Source organism: Klebsiella sp. JN_Kp121 (assembly GCF_040062145.1).
In the GTDB taxonomy this organism is placed as follows: Bacteria; Pseudomonadota; Gammaproteobacteria; order Enterobacterales; family Enterobacteriaceae; genus Klebsiella; species Klebsiella aerogenes.
On sequence record NZ_JBEAHX010000008.1, the window covers coordinates 1 to 18,162 of the forward strand.

18 protein-coding genes and 2 tRNA genes are annotated in these 18,162 nt (G+C 56.1%); 15 read left to right on the plus strand and 5 right to left on the minus strand.

Features of this window, described 5'->3' with window-relative positions; translation table 11 throughout:
* Position 1: 1 nt before the first annotated feature.
* The 3 genes from ABLU86_RS13105 to rsmC form a co-directional block, all read right to left on the minus strand.
* Positions 2-88: transfer RNA gene (locus tag ABLU86_RS13105), tRNA-Leu, on the minus strand.
* Positions 89-116: 28 nt separating this feature from the next.
* Positions 117-203, minus strand: a tRNA-Leu gene (locus ABLU86_RS13110).
* Positions 204-374: 171 nt separating this feature from the next.
* Positions 375-1,403: a 16S rRNA (guanine(1207)-N(2))-methyltransferase RsmC gene (gene rsmC / locus ABLU86_RS13115; RefSeq protein ID WP_032715968.1), complete on the minus strand. Its 1,029-nt coding sequence runs from the start codon at positions 1,401-1,403 to the stop codon at positions 375-377.
* 102 nt (positions 1,404-1,505) lie between these two features.
* On the opposite strand from rsmC, the gene ABLU86_RS13120 reads away from it, so the two are divergent.
* The 12 genes from ABLU86_RS13120 to deoD all read left to right on the plus strand — a co-directional run bounded on the left by ABLU86_RS13120 (position 1,506) and on the right by deoD (position 12,645).
* Positions 1,506-1,919: a DNA polymerase III subunit psi gene (locus tag ABLU86_RS13120; protein ID WP_032715969.1), complete on the plus strand. Its 414-nt coding sequence runs from the start codon at positions 1,506-1,508 to the stop codon at positions 1,917-1,919.
* Positions 1,888-2,334 carry a ribosomal protein S18-alanine N-acetyltransferase gene (gene rimI, locus ABLU86_RS13125; RefSeq protein ID WP_015368389.1) on the plus strand — a complete coding sequence of 149 codons (447 nt, stop codon included), beginning with the start codon at positions 1,888-1,890 and terminating at the stop codon, positions 2,332-2,334. The genes ABLU86_RS13120 and rimI overlap by 32 nt, the downstream gene beginning before the upstream one ends.
* Before the next feature lie 14 nt (positions 2,335-2,348).
* Positions 2,349-3,026: a pyrimidine 5'-nucleotidase gene (yjjG, locus tag ABLU86_RS13130; protein ID WP_015368388.1), complete on the plus strand. Its 678-nt coding sequence runs from the start codon at positions 2,349-2,351 to the stop codon at positions 3,024-3,026.
* A 91-nt stretch (positions 3,027-3,117) separates the two neighbouring features.
* Complete coding sequence (gene prfC / locus ABLU86_RS13135) at positions 3,118-4,707, plus strand: peptide chain release factor 3 (protein ID WP_015704321.1); 1,590 nt, start codon at positions 3,118-3,120, stop codon at positions 4,705-4,707.
* Positions 4,708-4,924: 217 nt separating this feature from the next.
* A complete protein-coding gene (gene osmY / locus ABLU86_RS13140) occupies positions 4,925-5,536 on the plus strand; it encodes a molecular chaperone OsmY (protein ID WP_020079668.1) in 612 nt (203 codons plus the stop codon).
* A gap of 123 nt (positions 5,537-5,659) precedes the next feature.
* Entirely contained in the window at positions 5,660-5,821 is a 162-nt protein-coding gene (locus ABLU86_RS13145) for a DUF1328 domain-containing protein (protein ID WP_015368384.1), read from the plus strand.
* Positions 5,822-5,972: 151 nt separating this feature from the next.
* Complete coding sequence (locus ABLU86_RS13150) at positions 5,973-7,046, plus strand: patatin family protein (protein ID WP_015368383.1); 1,074 nt, start codon at positions 5,973-5,975, stop codon at positions 7,044-7,046.
* Positions 7,043-7,828: a metal-dependent hydrolase gene (locus ABLU86_RS13155; RefSeq protein WP_047041260.1), complete on the plus strand. Its 786-nt coding sequence runs from the start codon at positions 7,043-7,045 to the stop codon at positions 7,826-7,828. Before ABLU86_RS13150 ends, ABLU86_RS13155 begins: the two co-directional genes overlap by 4 nt.
* 408 nt (positions 7,829-8,236) lie before the next feature.
* Positions 8,237-9,016, plus strand: a complete 780-nt coding sequence (deoC, locus tag ABLU86_RS13160) for a deoxyribose-phosphate aldolase (RefSeq protein WP_032715973.1) — start codon at positions 8,237-8,239, stop codon at positions 9,014-9,016.
* Between the two features lie 113 nt (positions 9,017-9,129).
* Entirely contained in the window at positions 9,130-10,452 is a 1,323-nt protein-coding gene (gene deoA / locus ABLU86_RS13165; protein ID WP_015368380.1) for a thymidine phosphorylase, read from the plus strand.
* Positions 10,453-10,504: 52 nt separating this feature from the next.
* Positions 10,505-11,728: a phosphopentomutase gene (deoB, locus tag ABLU86_RS13170; RefSeq protein ID WP_015368379.1), complete on the plus strand. Its 1,224-nt coding sequence runs from the start codon at positions 10,505-10,507 to the stop codon at positions 11,726-11,728.
* A gap of 197 nt (positions 11,729-11,925) precedes the next feature.
* Entirely contained in the window at positions 11,926-12,645 is a 720-nt protein-coding gene (deoD, locus tag ABLU86_RS13175; RefSeq protein ID WP_002887789.1) for a purine-nucleoside phosphorylase, read from the plus strand.
* A gap of 78 nt (positions 12,646-12,723) precedes the next feature.
* Here the strand turns inward: deoD and lplA are convergent, their stop codons facing one another.
* Positions 12,724-13,740: a lipoate--protein ligase LplA gene (gene lplA / locus ABLU86_RS13180; RefSeq protein ID WP_045365399.1), complete on the minus strand. Its 1,017-nt coding sequence runs from the start codon at positions 13,738-13,740 to the stop codon at positions 12,724-12,726.
* Between the two features lie 17 nt (positions 13,741-13,757).
* The gene (locus ABLU86_RS13185; RefSeq protein WP_015368377.1) at positions 13,758-14,390 is read right to left on the minus strand and encodes a YtjB family periplasmic protein; all 633 of its coding nucleotides are present in this window, start codon (positions 14,388-14,390) and stop codon (positions 13,758-13,760) included.
* Between the two features lie 104 nt (positions 14,391-14,494).
* On the opposite strand from ABLU86_RS13185, the gene serB reads away from it, so the two are divergent.
* The 3 genes from serB to nadR all read left to right on the plus strand — a co-directional run bounded on the left by serB (position 14,495) and on the right by nadR (position 18,158).
* Positions 14,495-15,466: a phosphoserine phosphatase gene (gene serB / locus ABLU86_RS13190; protein ID WP_015368376.1), complete on the plus strand. Its 972-nt coding sequence runs from the start codon at positions 14,495-14,497 to the stop codon at positions 15,464-15,466.
* Positions 15,467-15,475: 9 nt separating this feature from the next.
* Positions 15,476-16,858, plus strand: coding sequence for a DNA repair protein RadA (gene radA, locus ABLU86_RS13195; protein ID WP_015368375.1), 1,383 nt, complete (start codon positions 15,476-15,478; stop codon positions 16,856-16,858).
* Between the two features lie 67 nt (positions 16,859-16,925).
* Positions 16,926-18,158: a multifunctional transcriptional regulator/nicotinamide-nucleotide adenylyltransferase/ribosylnicotinamide kinase NadR gene (nadR, locus tag ABLU86_RS13200; RefSeq protein WP_020079664.1), complete on the plus strand. Its 1,233-nt coding sequence runs from the start codon at positions 16,926-16,928 to the stop codon at positions 18,156-18,158.
* Positions 18,159-18,162: the final 4 nt, after the last annotated feature.

An 18,162-nucleotide genomic window follows, 5' to 3' on the forward strand; every position in this document is an offset into this window, starting at 1 on the left:
TTGGTGCGAGGGGGGGGACTTGAACCCCCACGTCCGTAAGGACACTAACACCTGAAGCTAGCGCGTCTACCAATTCCGCCACCTTCGCCCAGTGCGAGCAATATCAACGTGGATTATGGTGCGAGGGGGGGGACTTGAACCCCCACGTCCGTAAGGACACTAACACCTGAAGCTAGCGCGTCTACCAATTCCGCCACCTTCGCATACCATCGACACTAAAAAGTATCGTTACCACGGAGGCGCATTCTAGTGGTTTTCGGCGACACGTCAATAGTTAATTATGCAGGTTTTCTCGATTGCTGCAAAAATGGGCTATTCAGAGCGAAGGGAAGGCCTGGCGGCACGTCGAGCATGCCGCCGATGGGAAAAGAAAATTATTTCCTGGCCTGGCGAGTCATCACCGTGCGGTAAACTTTGAAACGGCCGGTTTGGGCGATCACTTCGTGGAAGCCAAACGTCTCATCCAGCACCTGCGGATACGGCAGGAAGGCGTTAGCAACGATACGCAGTTCGCCGCCGCTGTTCAGATGGCGGACCGCGCCGCGGATCAGCGCCTGCGCCGCTTCAAGACTGGTCTGCAGGCCGTCGTGGAATGGCGGATTTGAGATGATCATGTCAAAACGGCCGTTGACTTCAGAGAAGACGTTACTGGCAAAGACCTCGCCTTCAAAACCATTCGCGGCAAGCGTCGCGCGGCTGGCTTCGACCGCCGGAGCGCTGACGTCGCATAGCGTCAGGCGTACCTTCGGTGAATGGCTGGCCAGTACCGTGGCAAGCACCCCGGCGCCGCAGCCGACATCGAGCACTTTACCTTTGGTGTGCGGTTGCAGGGTCGACAGCAGCAGCTGGCTGCCGACATCGAGGCCGTCGCGGCTGAACACGCCCGGCAGCGTTTTAATGGTCAGATTATCGAGCGTGTACTCGTTCCAGTACTGTTCGGCGTTGAAGGAGGGCTGTTTTTCCAGACGGCCGTGGTAGAGACCGCAGCGGCGGGCGCTATCCACTTTATTTAGCGGCGCGTATTCGGCGAGCATTTGCTCGGCGCTACGTACGCCGCTGCGGTTTTCGCCGATCACAAAAATATCGATCCCCACCGGCAGCAGAGAGAGCAGGTTCATCAGTTGGAACTGCGCTTCTGGCTTGTTCTTCGGCCAGTAGTAGATCAGGGTATCGCAATCGGCGACGTCGGCGGCCTCGGCCACTAAGCTAAAACGAACGTTGTCGCCCATCTGGCGATTCAGGACCTGCCAGTGGTGGAATTGTTGGGTGTGAGCGCGGCTGGCCGCGGTATCCAGACGTGCAGGCAGGTCATCCTGCAGGTCACCGGCAAACAGAACGCGGGCGGACTCGAAATCATCACTGTGGCGCAGCAAGACTTCACTTGCCGGGGTAAAAGCTGACATGAAACACTCCTTCAATAAGACTGGCGCCGATTATAGTAGTTTGTTGGCGCAGATACGACGGATTTGCTATATTGCGCGCTTGTTTAACAGGAGTGTTTCGCTATGACTTCCCGACGAGACTGGCAATTACAGCAACTGGGAATTACCCAGTGGTCGCTGCGTCGCCCGGGGGCGTTGCAGGGCGAAATCGCTATCTCGCTTCCTGAACATATTCGTCTGGTGATGGTGGCGGAAACCCCGCCGTCGCTGACTGAACCGCTCATTAGCGATATTCTGCGCGCGCTCTCGATTCGCGCCGATCAGGTACTGCAGCTTACGCCGGACCGGGTAGCGATGCTGCCGCAAAATAGCCGCTGCAACAGCTGGCGACTGGGCTGCGAGACGCCGCTGTCGCTGGCGGGCGCCCAGGTCTCGACGCCCGTTTTTGATGAACTTCAGAGCAGCGTGCCGGCTCGCATCGCGCTCTGGCAACAAATCTGCGCACATGAACACGATTTCTACCCTCAGCACGGCTGATTTATCCAAAGCCTGGCAAATCGAAAAACGCGCCCACGCTTTTCCGTGGAGCGAACAAACCTTTGCCAGCAATCAGGGTGAACGTTATCTGAATTACCAACTGGCAGTGGATGGAGAAATGGCGGCATTTGCCATTACTCAGATTGTCCTTGATGAAGCGACGCTTTTTAACATCGCCGTCGACCCCGCCTACCAGCGCCGCGGCCTGGGACGGGAACTGCTGGAACATGTTATTGATGAAGTCGAAAAACTCGGCGTCGTCACGCTGTGGCTGGAGGTGCGGGCATCGAATGTCGCCGCCATCGCGCTCTACGAAAGCTTAGGCTTTAACGAGGCGACTATCCGCCGCAATTACTACCCTACGGCCGACGGGCGTGAAGACGCAATTATCATGGCTCTGCCAATCAGTATGTAAGACAAGGTGAAACGATGAAATGGGACTGGATTTTCTTTGATGCCGATGAAACGTTGTTTACGTTTGACTCTTTCAGCGGTTTACAGCGGATGTTTCTCGACTATAGCGTGACATTTACCGCCAAAGATTTTCAGGACTATCAGGCCGTTAATAAGCCGCTGTGGGTGGATTATCAAAACGGCGCCATCACCTCGCTACAATTACAGCATCAGCGTTTTGATAGCTGGGCGGAACGTTTGAACGTCCCTCCGGGCGAACTGAACGACGCTTTCATGAATGCGATGGCGGAAATCTGCGCGCCGCTGCCGGGCGCTGTATCGCTGCTGAATGCGCTGCAGGGCAAGGTAAAAATGGGCATCATCACCAACGGTTTTACCTCGTTGCAGCAGACTCGACTGGAACGAACAGGCCTGCGCGATCACTTTGATTTGCTGATTATTTCTGAGGAAGTCGGCGTCGCGAAGCCGGATGCGCGTATCTTCGATTACGCGCTGGCGCAAGCGGGTAATCCGTCGCGCGACAGGGTATTGATGGTTGGCGATACCGCCGAGTCGGATATCCGCGGCGGCGTCAATGCCGGGCTTGCCACCTGTTGGTTGAATGCGCACCAGCAAACGCTGCCGGCAGACCTGCAGCCAGACTGGACGGTGACCTCTTTAAGCGAACTGGAGCAACTCCTGTGTAAACACTAATTGCCTCCCCCCCATTGATGGGTAAAATAGCCGCAATTTTTCGTATTCCACATGCGCGGCCCATTGCCGCGTTTACTTAGAAGATTGAATTATGACGTTGTCTCCTTATCTGCAAGAGGTGGCTAAACGCCGCACTTTTGCCATTATTTCTCACCCGGATGCCGGTAAGACCACCATCACTGAAAAAGTGCTGCTGTTCGGACAGGCGATTCAGACCGCAGGTACCGTGAAGGGCCGTGGTTCCAGCCAGCATGCTAAATCCGACTGGATGGAAATGGAAAAGCAGCGTGGGATCTCGATTACCACCTCGGTGATGCAGTTCCCGTACCATGACAGCCTGGTTAACCTGCTGGATACCCCGGGGCACGAAGACTTCTCCGAAGATACTTACCGTACCCTGACGGCGGTTGACTGCTGTCTGATGGTTATCGATGCGGCGAAAGGCGTCGAAGATCGTACCCGCAAGCTGATGGAAGTTACCCGTCTGCGCGATACGCCGATCCTCACCTTTATGAACAAACTCGACCGTGATATCCGCGATCCGATGGAATTGCTGGATGAAGTTGAAAATGAGCTGAAAATCGGCTGCGCGCCGATTACCTGGCCTATCGGCTGCGGCAAGCTGTTTAAAGGGGTTTATCATCTTTATAAAGATGAAACTTACCTCTATCAGACCGGTAAAGGGCACACCATTCAGGAAGTGCGCGTGGTTAAGGGGTTGAATAACCCTGAACTCGATGCCGCGGTGGGCGACGATCTGGCGCAGCAGCTGCGCGATGAACTGGAACTGGTGCAGGGCGCTTCGAACGAGTTCGATAAAGAACTGTTCCTGGCGGGCGAAATTACTCCGGTGTTCTTCGGGACCGCATTAGGCAACTTCGGCGTGGATCATATGCTGGATGGTCTGGTGGAGTGGGCGCCGGCGCCGATGCCGCGTAACACTGATACCCGTGAAGTGACGGCTACAGAAGAGAAATTCACCGGCTTCGTGTTTAAGATTCAGGCCAACATGGACCCGAAACACCGCGACCGCGTGGCCTTTATGCGCGTGGTTTCCGGCAAATACGAGAAAGGCATGAAGCTGCGTCAGGTGCGTATCGGCAAAGACGTGGTGATTTCCGACGCGCTGACCTTTATGGCGGGCGATCGCTCGCACGTTGAAGAAGCCTACCCTGGCGATATTATCGGTCTGCATAACCACGGCACCATTCAGATTGGCGACACCTTTACCCAGGGCGAAATGATGAAGTTCACCGGTATTCCGAACTTCGCGCCGGAACTGTTCCGTCGTATTCGCCTGAAAGATCCGCTGAAGCAGAAACAGCTGCTGAAAGGGCTGGTACAGCTGTCTGAAGAGGGCGCGGTACAGGTCTTCCGCCCTATCGCTAATAACGATCTGATCGTTGGCGCCGTCGGCGTGCTGCAGTTTGACGTGGTAGTAGCGCGTCTTAAAAGCGAATACAACGTTGAAGCGATTTACGAATCCGTCAACGTGGCCACCGCGCGTTGGGTTGAATCGACAGACGTGAAGAAATTCGAAGAGTTTAAGCGTAAGAACGAAGTTCAGCTGGCGCTGGATGGCGGCGATAATCTGACCTATATCGCCCCGACGATGGTGAACCTGAACCTGACGCAAGAGCGTTACCCTGACGTGGTGTTCCGCAAAACCCGCGAACACTAATATCTCTCTGGAGCGCGGCGATGCTGCGCTCCAGCCTGTTTTTCCAGCCACACTCCTTACCATAGAAAGTTCTTAAATCTGCGCGAATCGTAGCTTTTTTATTCAAACCCTCCGCCGCATCTCCGCTCATCTACTATATTTATTAAGCACTTTTCAGAAACCTGGCTGAATAAATAGCCATGTGTTTTACCAAAGCAGACATCGTGAGGGCATACCAATGACCAGACTAAAGAGCGCCAGGCTATTGCTGCCTCTCTTCTTAGGCTCAGCGTTGATAAGCGCCTCGACCTATGCGGAAACTACCGCAACCGATAGCGCGAAGGCCGCCGCGACCAGCGCCGGAGAAAGCGTCGATAAATCGATCAACAAGGTTGGCGATTTTATGGATGACAGCACGATCACCGCCCGTGTCAAAGCGGCGCTGATCGATGACAAAAGTATCCGTAGCACCGATATCTCGGTGAAAACGGAAAACAAAGTGGTGACCTTAAGCGGAACGGTGGAGAGCGCTGAGCAAAAATCACAGGCCGTTAGCGCGGCGAAAGGCGTCGAAGGGGTGAGTTCGGTAAGCGACAAGCTGACCGTGGCGGGTGAAAAATCCGCGAGCCTGAAGGGCTATGCCGGCGACACCGCAATCACCAGCGAAGTCAAAGCCAAACTGCTCGCGGACGATATCGTTCCGTCGCGTAAGGTGACGGTGGAAACCAGCAACGGGGTGGTACACCTCTCCGGAACCCTGGAATCGAGCAAGCAGGTCGATCGCGCGGCAGACATTGCCAAAGCGGTTACCGGTGTTAAGAGCGTGAAAAACGATCTTAAAGTGCAGTAAGGGTATTTATTAAAAGATATTCGCCAGCGGCGAGACCGCTGAGCGAGTTGTACGCAGGGTTGATGTATGCGCGGCCTGAGCGCGCAGAAAAGCGACCGTTAATCATATGGTAAGGAGAACAGTATGTTTAGATGGGGCATTATTTTTCTGATCATCGCGTTAATTGCCGCCGCATTGGGTTTTGGTGGTCTGGCGGGTACCGCGGCGTGGGCGGCTAAAATCGTCTTTGTTGTCGGTATTATCATTTTCCTGGTCAGCCTGTTTACCGGGCGAAAACGACCCTAGAGGCGATGTGCCGAAAGGCGTGAATCAATAACCGCGCAGTGATGACATAACGTCTTACATAAAGCCAGTCAATGTGACTGGCTTTTGCGGTTTCAGGGGACGACAATTTGCGTTACTTTAATGACAGAAAATAGACAAACAGGAAAGCAGGGTGGGGCAGCGCATTCCCGTGACGTTGGGCAATATCGCCCCGTTAGCGGTAAAACCCTTCCGTCCAGGCAAATTGGCTCTGGTGTGCGAAGGCGGTGGTCAGAGAGGTATTTTCACAGCCGGGGTTCTGGACGAATTCATGCGCGCTGGATTTAACCCTTTCGACCTGATGCTCGGCACTTCCGCTGGCGCGCAAAATATCTCCGCTTATATCTGTAATCAGCAGGGCTACGCCCGCAAAGTCATTACGCGTTACACCACCTCGCGGCAATTTTTTGACCCGATGCGCTTCGTACGCGGCGGCAATCTTATCGATCTCGATTGGCTGGTCGATTCCACTGCACAACAAATGCCGCTGGCGATGAACTATGCCGAGGAGCAGTTCGCGCTGGGTAAAGAGTTGTGGATGTGCGCCTGCCGCGGCGACGACTACACGGCAAACTATTTTTCCCCCACCCGCCAGACCTGGCTTGATCTGATCCGCGCCTCCAGCGCCATTCCAGGTTTTTACCGTAGCGGTGTCCTGCTGGATGGCGTGAATTATCTCGATGGCGGCGTCAGCGACGCGATCCCTGTGCAGGAGGCGGCGCGCCGCGGCGCGCAGACTATCGTGGTTATCCGTACCGTCCCTTCGCAGATGTTCTACACTCCGCAGTGGTTTAAACGGATGGAGCGCTGGCTGGGGGAAAGCAGTTTGCAGCCGTTTGTGAATCTGGTACAGCACCACGAAACCACCTATCGCGCGACGCAGCAGTTTATTGAAAAACCGCCGGGTAAACTGCGGATATTCGAAATCTATCCGCAGCGGCCGCTGCGCAGTATGGCGCTTGGCAGCCGTCTGCCGGCGCTGCTGGAAGATTATAAAACCGGACGCCAGTGCGGCCGCTACTTCCTCGCCACGGTAGGGAAACTGCTGACCGAGCAACCGCCGCTGTTACGCCATGCGCCGCGTGTGGCAATGCCGACGCCGGTGGTGGTGCCGCCGCTGCCGGTAGCTAACGAAACGCCGCAACAGGCGATTATCACCGCGCCGCAGGCTAATGACCCCAGCTTTAATAACGAGGATCTGGCGTGACGTTACGCTTTATTGATACCCACTGTCATTTCGATTTTCCCCCATTTACAGAGGATGAACCGGCGAGTATCGCACGGGCGGCGCAGGCCGGCGTTGGGCGCATAATCGTGCCGTCGATATCCGCCGCGCGCTTTGCTCGCGTGCTGGCGCTGGCGGAGCAACACGAGCCGCTGTATGCCGCGTTAGGGATGCATCCCATTGTTATCGAACAGCATGATGACCGTGGGTTAGCGCAACTGGAAAGCTATCTTGCACAGCGTCATCCGAAACTCGTGGCCGTCGGGGAGATTGGCCTCGATCTCTACCGCGACGATCCGCAATACGATCGCCAACAGGCGCTGCTGGAAGCGCAATTGCGGCTGGCAAAGCGTTACGATTTGCCGGTGATCCTGCATTCGCGCCGCACCCACGATAAGCTGGCGATGTTGCTAAAAAAACATAACCTGCCGCGCGCCGGGGTGGTGCATGGTTTTGCCGGCAGCCTGCAGCAGGCGGAACGTTTTGTACAGCTGGGCTATAAGATTGGCGTTGGCGGTACCATTACCTATCCCCGCGCCAGCAAAACTCGCGATGTTATGGCGCGTCTGCCGCTTTCTTCGCTGCTGCTGGAAACCGATGCTCCGGATATGCCGCTGAATGGTTTTCAGGGACAGCCGAACCGCCCGGAACAGGCGGCCCGCGTCTTTGACTCGCTCTGTGAACTGCGCGCGGAACCGGCGCAGGAAATTGAAGCGGCACTACTGGCGAATACCAAAAACCTCTTTACCGCGCTAACCCTCTAACGACCCACATACTGGACAACGTCGTCCCCGGTTCTGGTCGGGTGTGACAATCCCATCATTTTTTATAAATATAAAATCCATTAAGTTTCAATCAGAAAGTATATTTATGGCCAGGATTTGCACAATTTGTGCGCCATGACGTCGAGATAACTCGTTTTGATATGTTAGAATAATAACATCACCATGAACTTCGGTTTGCCGATTATGCTTAAACAGGAGATGACGGTGAGGCTGGCGGGAATTGCTGGTTAATTGTGATTTTTATCACGTTACAGTAATGCAAATTAGTAATTAGTTTTCATTAACTGTGATGAATGTCGAAGTGTAATGGCGAGCGGTTGTTACAATAGTAACAGGCTCGCAAGGTGAACAAACTATTGAACCGGCAATACGCCGTCGGAGTATGAAATGACTGATTTGAAAGCAAGCAGCCTGCGCGCGTTGAAACTGATGGATCTGACCACCCTGAACGATGACGACACCAATGAGAAGGTGATCGCCCTGTGTCATCAGGCGAAAACGCCGGTGGGCAATACCGCTGCGGTCTGCATCTACCCGCGTTTTATCCCGATTGCCCGTAAGACGCTGAACGAACAGGGGACGCCGGATATCCGCATCGCGACGGTGACTAACTTCCCGCATGGTAATGACGATATCGACATCGCGCTGGCGGAAACCCGCGCGGCAATCGCTTATGGCGCGGATGAAGTGGATGTGGTTTTCCCGTACCGCGCGCTGATCGCGGGTAACGAGCAGGTGGGTTTTGATCTGGTGAAAGCCTGTAAAGAAGCCTGTGCGGCGGCGAATGTGCTGCTGAAAGTGATCATCGAAACCGGCGAACTGAAAGAAGAAGCGCTGATTCGTAAGGCGTCTGAAATCTCTATTAAAGCGGGCGCGGATTTCATCAAAACTTCTACCGGTAAAGTGCCGGTGAATGCGACGCCAGAAAGCGCGCGCATCATGATGGAAGTGATCCGCGATATGGGCGTTGAGAAAACCGTTGGCTTTAAACCTGCCGGCGGCGTGCGCAGCGCGGAAGATGCGCAACAGTTCCTGGCGATTGCTGATGAACTGTTCGGCGCCGACTGGGCAGATTCCCGTCACTACCGTTTCGGCGCATCCAGCCTGTTGGCTAGCCTGCTGAAAGTCCTGGGTCACGGCGACGGTAAGAGCGCCAGCAGCTACTAATCCCTTGATACGCCGGATGGTGCTGTGCTTATCCGGCCTACGAATGGATGCCTGTAGGCCGGATAAGGCGCTCGCGCCGCCATCCGGCAATTTATACTATTTGGGAGGTTACCGTGTTTCTCGCACAAGAAATTATTCGTAAAAAACGTGATGGTCATGTATTAAGCGATGAAGAAATTCGCTTTTTCATCAACGGTATCCGCGATAATACTATCTCTGAAGGACAGATCGCCGCGCTGGCGATGACCATCTTCTTCCATGATATGTCTATGCCGGAACGTGTCTCGCTGACCATGGCGATGCGGGATTCAGGAACCGTTCTCGACTGGAAAAGCCTTAACCTCAACGGCCCGATTGTCGATAAACACTCGACCGGCGGCGTGGGTGACGTCACCTCGCTGATGCTGGGGCCAATGGTTGCCGCCTGCGGCGGTTACGTACCGATGATCTCCGGGCGTGGTCTCGGCCATACCGGCGGTACGCTTGATAAACTGGAAGCGATCCCGGGTTTTGATATTTTCCCGGACGACGCGCGTTTCCGCGAAATTATTAAAGATGTCGGCGTGGCGATTATCGGGCAGACCAGCTCGCTCGCGCCGGCTGACAAACGTTTCTATGCCACCCGCGATATTACCGCGACGGTGGATTCCATCCCGCTGATTACCGCGTCTATTCTGGCCAAGAAACTGGCGGAAGGTCTGGACGCGCTGGTGATGGACGTTAAAGTCGGCAGCGGCGCCTTTATGCCGACTTATGAGCTTTCAGAAGCGCTTGCCGAAGCGATCGTTGGCGTCTCCAACGGTGCCGGCGTGCGCACGACCGCACTGTTAACGGATATGAACCAGGTGCTGGCCTCCAGCGCGGGTAACGCCGTTGAAGTTCGCGAAGCGGTACAGTTCCTGACCGGCGAATACCGCAACCCGCGCCTGTACGACGTCACCATGGCGCTGTGCGTGGAAATGCTGATTTCCGGCAAGCTGGCGGCGGATGACGCCGAGGCGCGCGCGAAATTGCAGGCGGTGCTGGATAACGGTAAAGCGGCGGAAGTCTTTGGCCGCATGGTGGCGGCGCAGAAGGGGCCGAGCGACTTTGTCGAAAACTATGCGAAATACCTGCCGACGGCAATGCTGAGCAAAGCGGTCTATGCTGAAGGCGCCGGATTTGTCTCTGAAATGGATACCCGTGCGCTGGGGATGGCGGTGGTGTCGATGGGCGGCGGTCGTCGCCAGGCTTCCGATACTATTGACTACAGCGTTGGCTTTACCGATATGGCGCGCCTTGGCGATAAAGTTGATGGCGAACGTCCGCTGGCGGTGATTCATGCGAAAGATGAATCGAGCTGGCAGGAAGCGGCCAAAGCCGTGAAAGCGGCAATAAAACTGGACGCCCACGCCCCAGAAATTACACCGACGGTCTATCGCCGTATCACCAAGTAGCGATATACTGATCTGATCGCTTTTTTGCAGCGCATGATGTATGGAGAACAAGATGAAACGTGCATTTATTATGGTGCTGGACTCCTTTGGGATTGGCGCAACGGAAGACGCTGACCGCTTTGGCGATGTTGGCGCCGATACCCTGGGCCACATTGCAGAAGCCTGCGCCAAAGGTGAAGCTGACAATGGTCGTAAAGGCCCGTTGAATTTACCTAACCTGACCCGTCTGGGTCTGGTGAAAGCGCATGAAGGTTCTACCGGTAAAATTGCCGCCGGTATGGACGGTAATGCCGAAGTCGTTGGCGCCTATGCCTGGGCGCATGAACTCTCTTCTGGTAAAGATACGCCGTCTGGCCACTGGGAAATCGCCGGCGTGCCGGTGCTGTTTGACTGGGGCTACTTCAGCGATCACGAGAACAGCTTCCCGCAGGAACTGCTGGATAAACTGGTTAAGCGCGCGAACCTGCCGGGCTATCTCGGCAATTGCCACTCTTCCGGTACCGTGATTCTGGACCAACTGGGTGAAGAGCATATGAAAACCGGGAAACCGATTTTCTATACCTCTGCTGACTCGGTGTTCCAGATCGCCTGTCACGAAGAGACTTTCGGCCTCGACAAGCTCTATGAGCTGTGCGAAATCGCCCGTGAAGAGCTGACCGAAGGCGGGTATAACATTGGCCGCGTGATTGCTCGTCCGTTTGTTGGCGACAAAGCCGGTAACTTCCAGCGTACCGGTAACCGTCACGATCTGGCGGTCGAACCGCCGGCGCCGACCGTGCTGCAGAAGCTGGTCGACGAGAAAAACGGCCACGTGGTTTCCGTGGGTAAAATCGCCGACATCTACGCCAACTGCGGCATCACTAAGAAAGTGAAAGCCACCGGGCTGGACGCGTTGTTCGACGCGACCATCAAAGAGATGAAGGAAGCGGGCGACGAGACTATCGTCTTCACTAACTTCGTCGATTTTGACTCCTCCTGGGGCCACCGTCGCGACGTCGCTGGCTACGCGGCGGGTCTGGAGCTGTTCGACCGTCGTCTGCCGGAGCTGATGGAGCTGGTTGGGGAAGACGACATTCTGATCCTCACCGCCGACCACGGCTGCGACCCGACCTGGACCGGTACCGACCACACCCGCGAACACATTCCGGTGCTGGTGTACGGCCCGAAAGTGAAGCCGGGTTCGTTAGGCCACCGCGAAACTTTCGCCGATATCGGCCAGACGCTGGCGACATACTTTGGTACGTCGCCAATGGAATACGGTAAAAACATGCTGTGATACCCGTTGTCTTTCGCGCTGTAGATGCGTTGACTTCATTCGCTCACCCCGGTCACATAGTTAATCTATGCTCCCGGGGATTCACGAATTCGTCGCCTTCCTACAACGCGAAATCCTTAGGGTATTTGAATACGTTTTGTAGGCCTGACAAGGCGTAGCCGCCATCAGGCCCGAACAATTTATATAAGGATAAAACGATGGCCACCCCACACATTAACGCAGAAATGGGCGATTTTGCTGACGTAGTTTTGATGCCGGGCGACCCGCTGCGCGCGAAGCACATTGCAGAAACCTTCCTCGAAGACGTGCGTGAAGTGAACAACGTGCGCGGCATGCTGGGCTTCACCGGTACCTACAAAGGCCGCAAAATCTCCGTGATGGGCCACGGTATGGGGATCCCATCCTGCTCTATCTACACTAAAGAGCTGATCACCGATTTCGGCGTGAAGAAAATCATCCGCGTCGGCTCCTGCGGTGCGGTACGTGAAGATGTCAAACTGCGTGATGTGGTTATCGGCATGGGCGCGTGCACCGACTCTAAAGTCAACCGTCTGCGCTTCAAAGACCACGACTTCGCGGCGATTGCCGATTTCGGCATGGTGCGTAACGCGGTAGACGCGGCGAAGGCGCTGGGCGTTGACGCGCGCGTTGGCAACATCTTCTCCGCTGATCTGTTCTATACGCCGGATCCGTCTATGTTCGACGTGATGGAAAAATACGGCATCCTGGGCGTGGAAATGGAAGCGGCCGGCATTTATGGCGTAGCGGCTGAGTTCGGTGCGAAAGCGCTGACCATCTGCACCGTTTCCGATCATATCCGCACTCACGAGCAGACCACTGCCGCTGAGCGTCAGACCACCTTCAACGATATGATCAAAATCGCGCTGGAATCCGTACTGCTGGGTGATAAAGAGTAAGACCTGTTGTGCCGGGTGGCGGCTTCGCCTGACCCGGCCTACGGTTTCCAGGCCCGCTAAGCGCAGCGGGCTTTTTTATTAGCGCACCGCGCCGGCCAGCCACGCCGACAGTTCTTTCAGTTCCGCTTCCTGCTCAGGGTAATCTCTAATCAACGCCTCACATTGCTGCTGCAGGACTTCCGCCCGATACTGACAACCCACTAAGCGTGCCGCCAGCGCCTCCAGCGGCGCCGGGTTCAGGCTATCGGTAAAAGCCTGGGCGCGGGTGATATGGCCCTTCTCGACGTCAAAATGCAGCTCGACGCCGCCCCAGCGAAAGCGCTCATCCAGCAGATGGGAGAACGCGGGCGCCTGGCCAAAGTTCCACTCCCAGCTGCTCTGGCGGGCGAAGGTCTCGGCAAAATTCGGCAGATCCGGCGTGTTGTCCGGCGAAATGACTTCCGCCTCTACCCGTTCGCCGTAATGGCTGAAAAATGCCTCCTGAATGGCTTCGCAAATCTGCTGATGGGTAATGCCCGGCAGGAGTTCAACCAGGTTCGCTACGCGCCCGCGTACCGAGGTAATGCCCTTGGCCTGCAGCTTTTTTTTGTCCGGATTAAGATAGTTGGCGAGACGGCTTAAGTCGGCGTTTAGCAGCAGAGTGCCGTGATGAAAACCGCGGTCCATCGTTTCGCGATAGGCGGAGCCAGACACCTTGCGGTCGCCATTGTCGGTTTTCACGACCAGATCGTTGCGCCCGGAAGCCTCGGCGGTCACGCCAAGCGAATTCAACGCCGCCAGCACGATAGCGGTAGAAACGGTTTTGTCGTATTCCGGTTTGCCCGCCATAAAGGTAAAGCAGGTATTGCCGAGGTCGTGGAATACCGCGCCGCCGCCGCTGCTGCGCCGGGCCAGCCGTACGTTATCTTCTTCCATGCGCCGGGTATTGCACTCCTTCCACGGGTTCTGCGCGCGGCCAATCACCACGGTGTCAGCGTTGCGCCACAGAAACAGCACTCGTTGGGTGGCTGGCATCTGGCGGAAAATACACTCCTCGACCGCGAGGTTAAACCAGGGGTCGTAGGAGTCGGAGAGCAACAGGCGGAGCGTCGGCATAGGATATCCTTGTCTGATTAATCTTTATCTTCGTCCTGGACGGGCTTATTGGCGGTGAGCAGGAAGGGCGATTGCTGCCAGCGGGTACGTTTGCCCTGCAGCAACGTACGGGTCAGCACCACGCCGATGGCCAGCGACAACAGCAGCATCAGGCGTAAGATATTGGTGGTATTATCCACCTGTTTCGCCTCGGTGGCCAACGTGTGGGTATCCAGCGTCAGGCGCAGATAGCCGACCGGACCGTTTTTGCCGAGGATCGGCTCGACGATTTGCTGGTTAAAGTAGCCGCCGGCTTTTTTACCATCCAGCGCCAGGCGGTCGCGCACATCGACGCTTTCGCCGGAGCGGGCCACCAAATCGCCTTGTTCATCATATACTCCGGCATCGAGCACCCGGCTTTTGTCCGTCAGCTGTTCTAGCAGGCGGGTAATGCGCTTTTCGTCGGGCGTTTCGCTGCGCATCAGCGGCGCCAGGTTCAGCGTAACCTGCTGCGCCAGCGTTCGCGCCAGCTCTTCCAACTGCGGATTACGCTGCTTTTGGCTATTCTGACTGAACCACGAGGCGCCCTGCATCAGCGCGACGAGAAGCGCGAGACAGATCAGAACAATGACGGCGCGATGCAGTCGGAATTTCAGTTTTGCTCGTACCATATTCCACCTTTGAAAATTTGCAGCTTAATGTTGCCAGAAGCGCTGGTTACAAGGTAGCCTCATGCGTTATTTTCCTCGCCTGAATGAAGAGATGTGGAGCCGTAATGCCTAACAGTTTGACCTGGTGCGACCTGCCCGAAGATGTTTCCTTGTGGCCTGGGTTGCCGCTTTCCCTGAGCGGCGACGAGGTCATGCCGCTGGATTATCACGCCGGGCGCAGCGGCTGGCTGCTGTATGGTCGCGGTCTCGATAAACGTCGGCTGACGGCGTGGCAGCGCGAGCTCGGCGCGGCGCTGGTTATCGTCTCTTCCTGGGTCGTGGAAGACTATCAGGTGATTCGCCTGGCGGGTTCGCTGACGCAGCGCGCCACGCGCCTGGCCCACGAGGCCGGGCTGGACGTCGCGCCGCTGGGCAAAATCCCACATCTGCGCACGCCGGGCCTGCTGGTGATGGATATGGATTCCACGGCGATTCAGATCGAATGTATCGATGAAATCGCTAAGCTTGCCGGCACCGGCGAACTGGTCTCGGAAGTGACCGAGCGCGCGATGCGCGGCGAGCTCGACTTCACCGCCAGCCTGCGCCAGCGCGTCGCCACTCTGAAAGACGCCGACGCGAACATTCTGCTGCAGGTGCGGGAAGCGCTGCCGCTGATGCCGGGGCTGACCCAACTGGTGCTGAAGCTGGAAACGCTGGGCTGGAAGGTGGCCATCGCCTCCGGCGGCTTTACCTTCTTTGCCGAATATCTGCGCGATAAGCTGCATCTCGACGCGGTATTCGCCAACGAGCTGGAAATTATGGACGGCAAGCTCACCGGCAACGTGATCGGCGACATCGTCGACGCCAAATATAAAGCCAATACTCTGCGTAAACTGGCGGAAAAATATGAAATTCCGTCGGCGCAAACCGTGGCGATTGGCGATGGCGCCAACGACCTGCCGATGATCAAGGCGGCAGGTCTCGGCATTGCCTATCATGCGAAACCAAAAGTCAATGAACAGGCGGAAGTCACCATCCGCCACGCTGACCTGATGGGGGTATTCTGTATTCTCTCCGGCAGCATGAATCAAAAGTAAGAGGTTAACGTGGCGAAAGCTCCAAAACGCGCATTTGTCTGTAATGAATGTGGTGCGGATTATCCGCGCTGGCAGGGGCAGTGCAGCGCCTGCCATGCCTGGAACACCATCACCGAGATGCGCATCGCCGCCTCGCCGCAGGTGGCGAGAAACGAGCGTCTGTCAGGCTACGCCGGGAATGCCGGCGTGTCGAAGGTACAGAAGCTGTCGGAGATAAGCCTGGAGGCGCTGCCGCGTTTCTCCACCGGATTTAAAGAGTTCGACCGCGTACTCGGCGGCGGCGTCGTGCCGGGCAGCGCCATTCTGATCGGCGGTAACCCCGGCGCCGGGAAATCGACGCTGCTGCTGCAAACTCTTTGTAAGCTGGCCGAAGGGATGAAAACGCTGTACGTCACCGGGGAAGAATCCCTGCAGCAGGTAGCGATGCGCGCGCATCGTCTCGGGCTGCCGACGGCGAATCTGAATATGCTCTCGGAGACCAGCATCGAGCAAATTTGCCAGATTGCCGATGAAGAAAAGCCGCAGCTGATGGTCATCGACTCCATCCAGGTGATGCATATGGCTGATGTCCAGTCGTCGCCGGGGAGCGTGGCCCAGGTACGTGAAACTGCGGCCTATTTGACGCGCTTTGCCAAAACTCGCGGCGTGGCGATTGTGATGGTCGGCCACGTCACCAAAGATGGCTCGCTGGCCGGTCCGAAAGTACTGGAACACTGTATTGACTGCTCGGTGCTGCTGGACGGCGATGCCGATTCCCGTTTCCGCACGTTGCGCAGCCATAAAAACCGCTTTGGCGCGGTCAACGAACTTGGCGTCTTTGCGATGACCGAGCAGGGCCTGCGCGAAGTCAGCAACCCCTCCGCCATCTTCCTCAGCCGCGGCGATGAAGTCACCTCCGGCAGCTCGGTCATGGTGGTATGGGAAGGCACCCGCCCGCTGCTGGTTGAGATTCAGGCGCTGGTCGATCACTCGATGATGTCTAATCCGCGTCGCGTAGCGGTAGGCCTGGAACAGAACCGTCTGGCGATCCTTCTGGCGGTGCTGCACCGTCATGGCGGCCTGCAGATGGCCGATCAGGACGTCTTCGTCAACGTGGTTGGCGGGGTCAAAGTCACTGAAACCAGCGCCGACCTGGCGCTGCTGCTGGCGATGGTCTCGAGCCTGCGCGATCGTCCGTTGCCGCAGGATCTGGTGGTTTTTGGCGAAGTCGGATTAGCCGGTGAAATTCGCCCGGTGCCAAGCGGCCAGGAGCGCATTTCCGAGGCGGCGAAACATGGGTTCCGTCGCGCCATCGTACCAGCGGCCAATGTGCCCAAAAAAGCGCCGGAAGGGATGCAAATCTTTGGCGTGAAAAAACTGGCCGATGCGCTGAGCGTTTTTGACGACTTATAATGATACCCGTCATACTTTAGGGTATGACGGGTAGCAAACCCGAGTTTGCAGGAGGCACGCATAAACTATGTCGTCATTCGACTATCTGAAAAACGCCATTAAGCAAAAGGGTTGTACGCTGCAGCAGGTGGCGGAAGCCAGCGGGATGACCAAAGGTTATCTCAGTCAGCTATTAAACGCGAAAATCAAAAGCCCGAGCGCCCAGAAACTCGAAGCGTTACACCGCTTTCTCGGCCTTGAATTCCCGCGCAAACAAAAAAGCGTCGGGGTGGTTTTTGGTAAATTTTATCCGCTGCATACCGGGCATATTTACCTGATTCAGCGCGCCTGTAGCCAAGTCGATGAGCTTCATATCATCATGGGCTATGACGACACTCGTGACCGCGAGCTGTTCGAGGAGAGTGCCATGTCGCAACAGCCGACGGTTCCCGATCGTCTGCGCTGGCTGCTGCAAACCTTTAAATATCAAAAAAACATTCGCATCCATGCCTTCAATGAAGAGGGGATGGAGCCGTACCCGCACGGCTGGGATGTCTGGAGCCGTGGGATCCGCGCCTTCATGAGTGAAAAGGGAATCGAGCCAAACTGGATTTATACCTCGGAAGAGGCCGATGCGCCGCAGTATCTGGAGCATCTGGGGATCGAAACCGTGCTTATCGATCCGAAGCGAACCTTCATGAGTATCAGCGGCGGCCAGATCCGCGAAAATCCGTTCCGCTATTGGGAATATATTCCGACTGAGGTAAAACCGTTTTTTGTGCGTACGGTGGCGATCCTCGGCGGCGAGTCGAGCGGTAAATCGACGCTGGTGAATAAGCTCGCCAATATCTTCAATACTACCAGCGCCTGGGAATATGGCCGCGATTACGTCTTTTCACACCTCGGCGGCGATGAAATGGCGTTGCAGTATTCCGATTACGATAAAATCGCGCTGGGGCACGCACAGTACATTGATTTCGCGGTGAAATACGCCAATAAGGTGGCGTTTATCGATACCGACTTCGTCAGCACTCAGGCCTTCTGTCTGAAGTACGAGGGCCGCGAACATCCGTTCGTGCAGGCGTTAATCGATGAATATCGCTTTGATCTGGTGATCCTGCTGGAAAACAACACGCCGTGGGTAGCCGATGGGCTGCGTAGCCTCGGTAGTTCGGTAGACCGCAAAGAGTTTCAGACGCTGCTGGTGTCGCTGCTGAAAGAAAACGACATCGAATTTGTCCACGTGGAAGAGTCGGACTACGACGCCCGGTTCCTGCGCTGCGTTGAGCTGGTGAAGCAGTTGATGGGCGAGCAGGGGTAGGCTT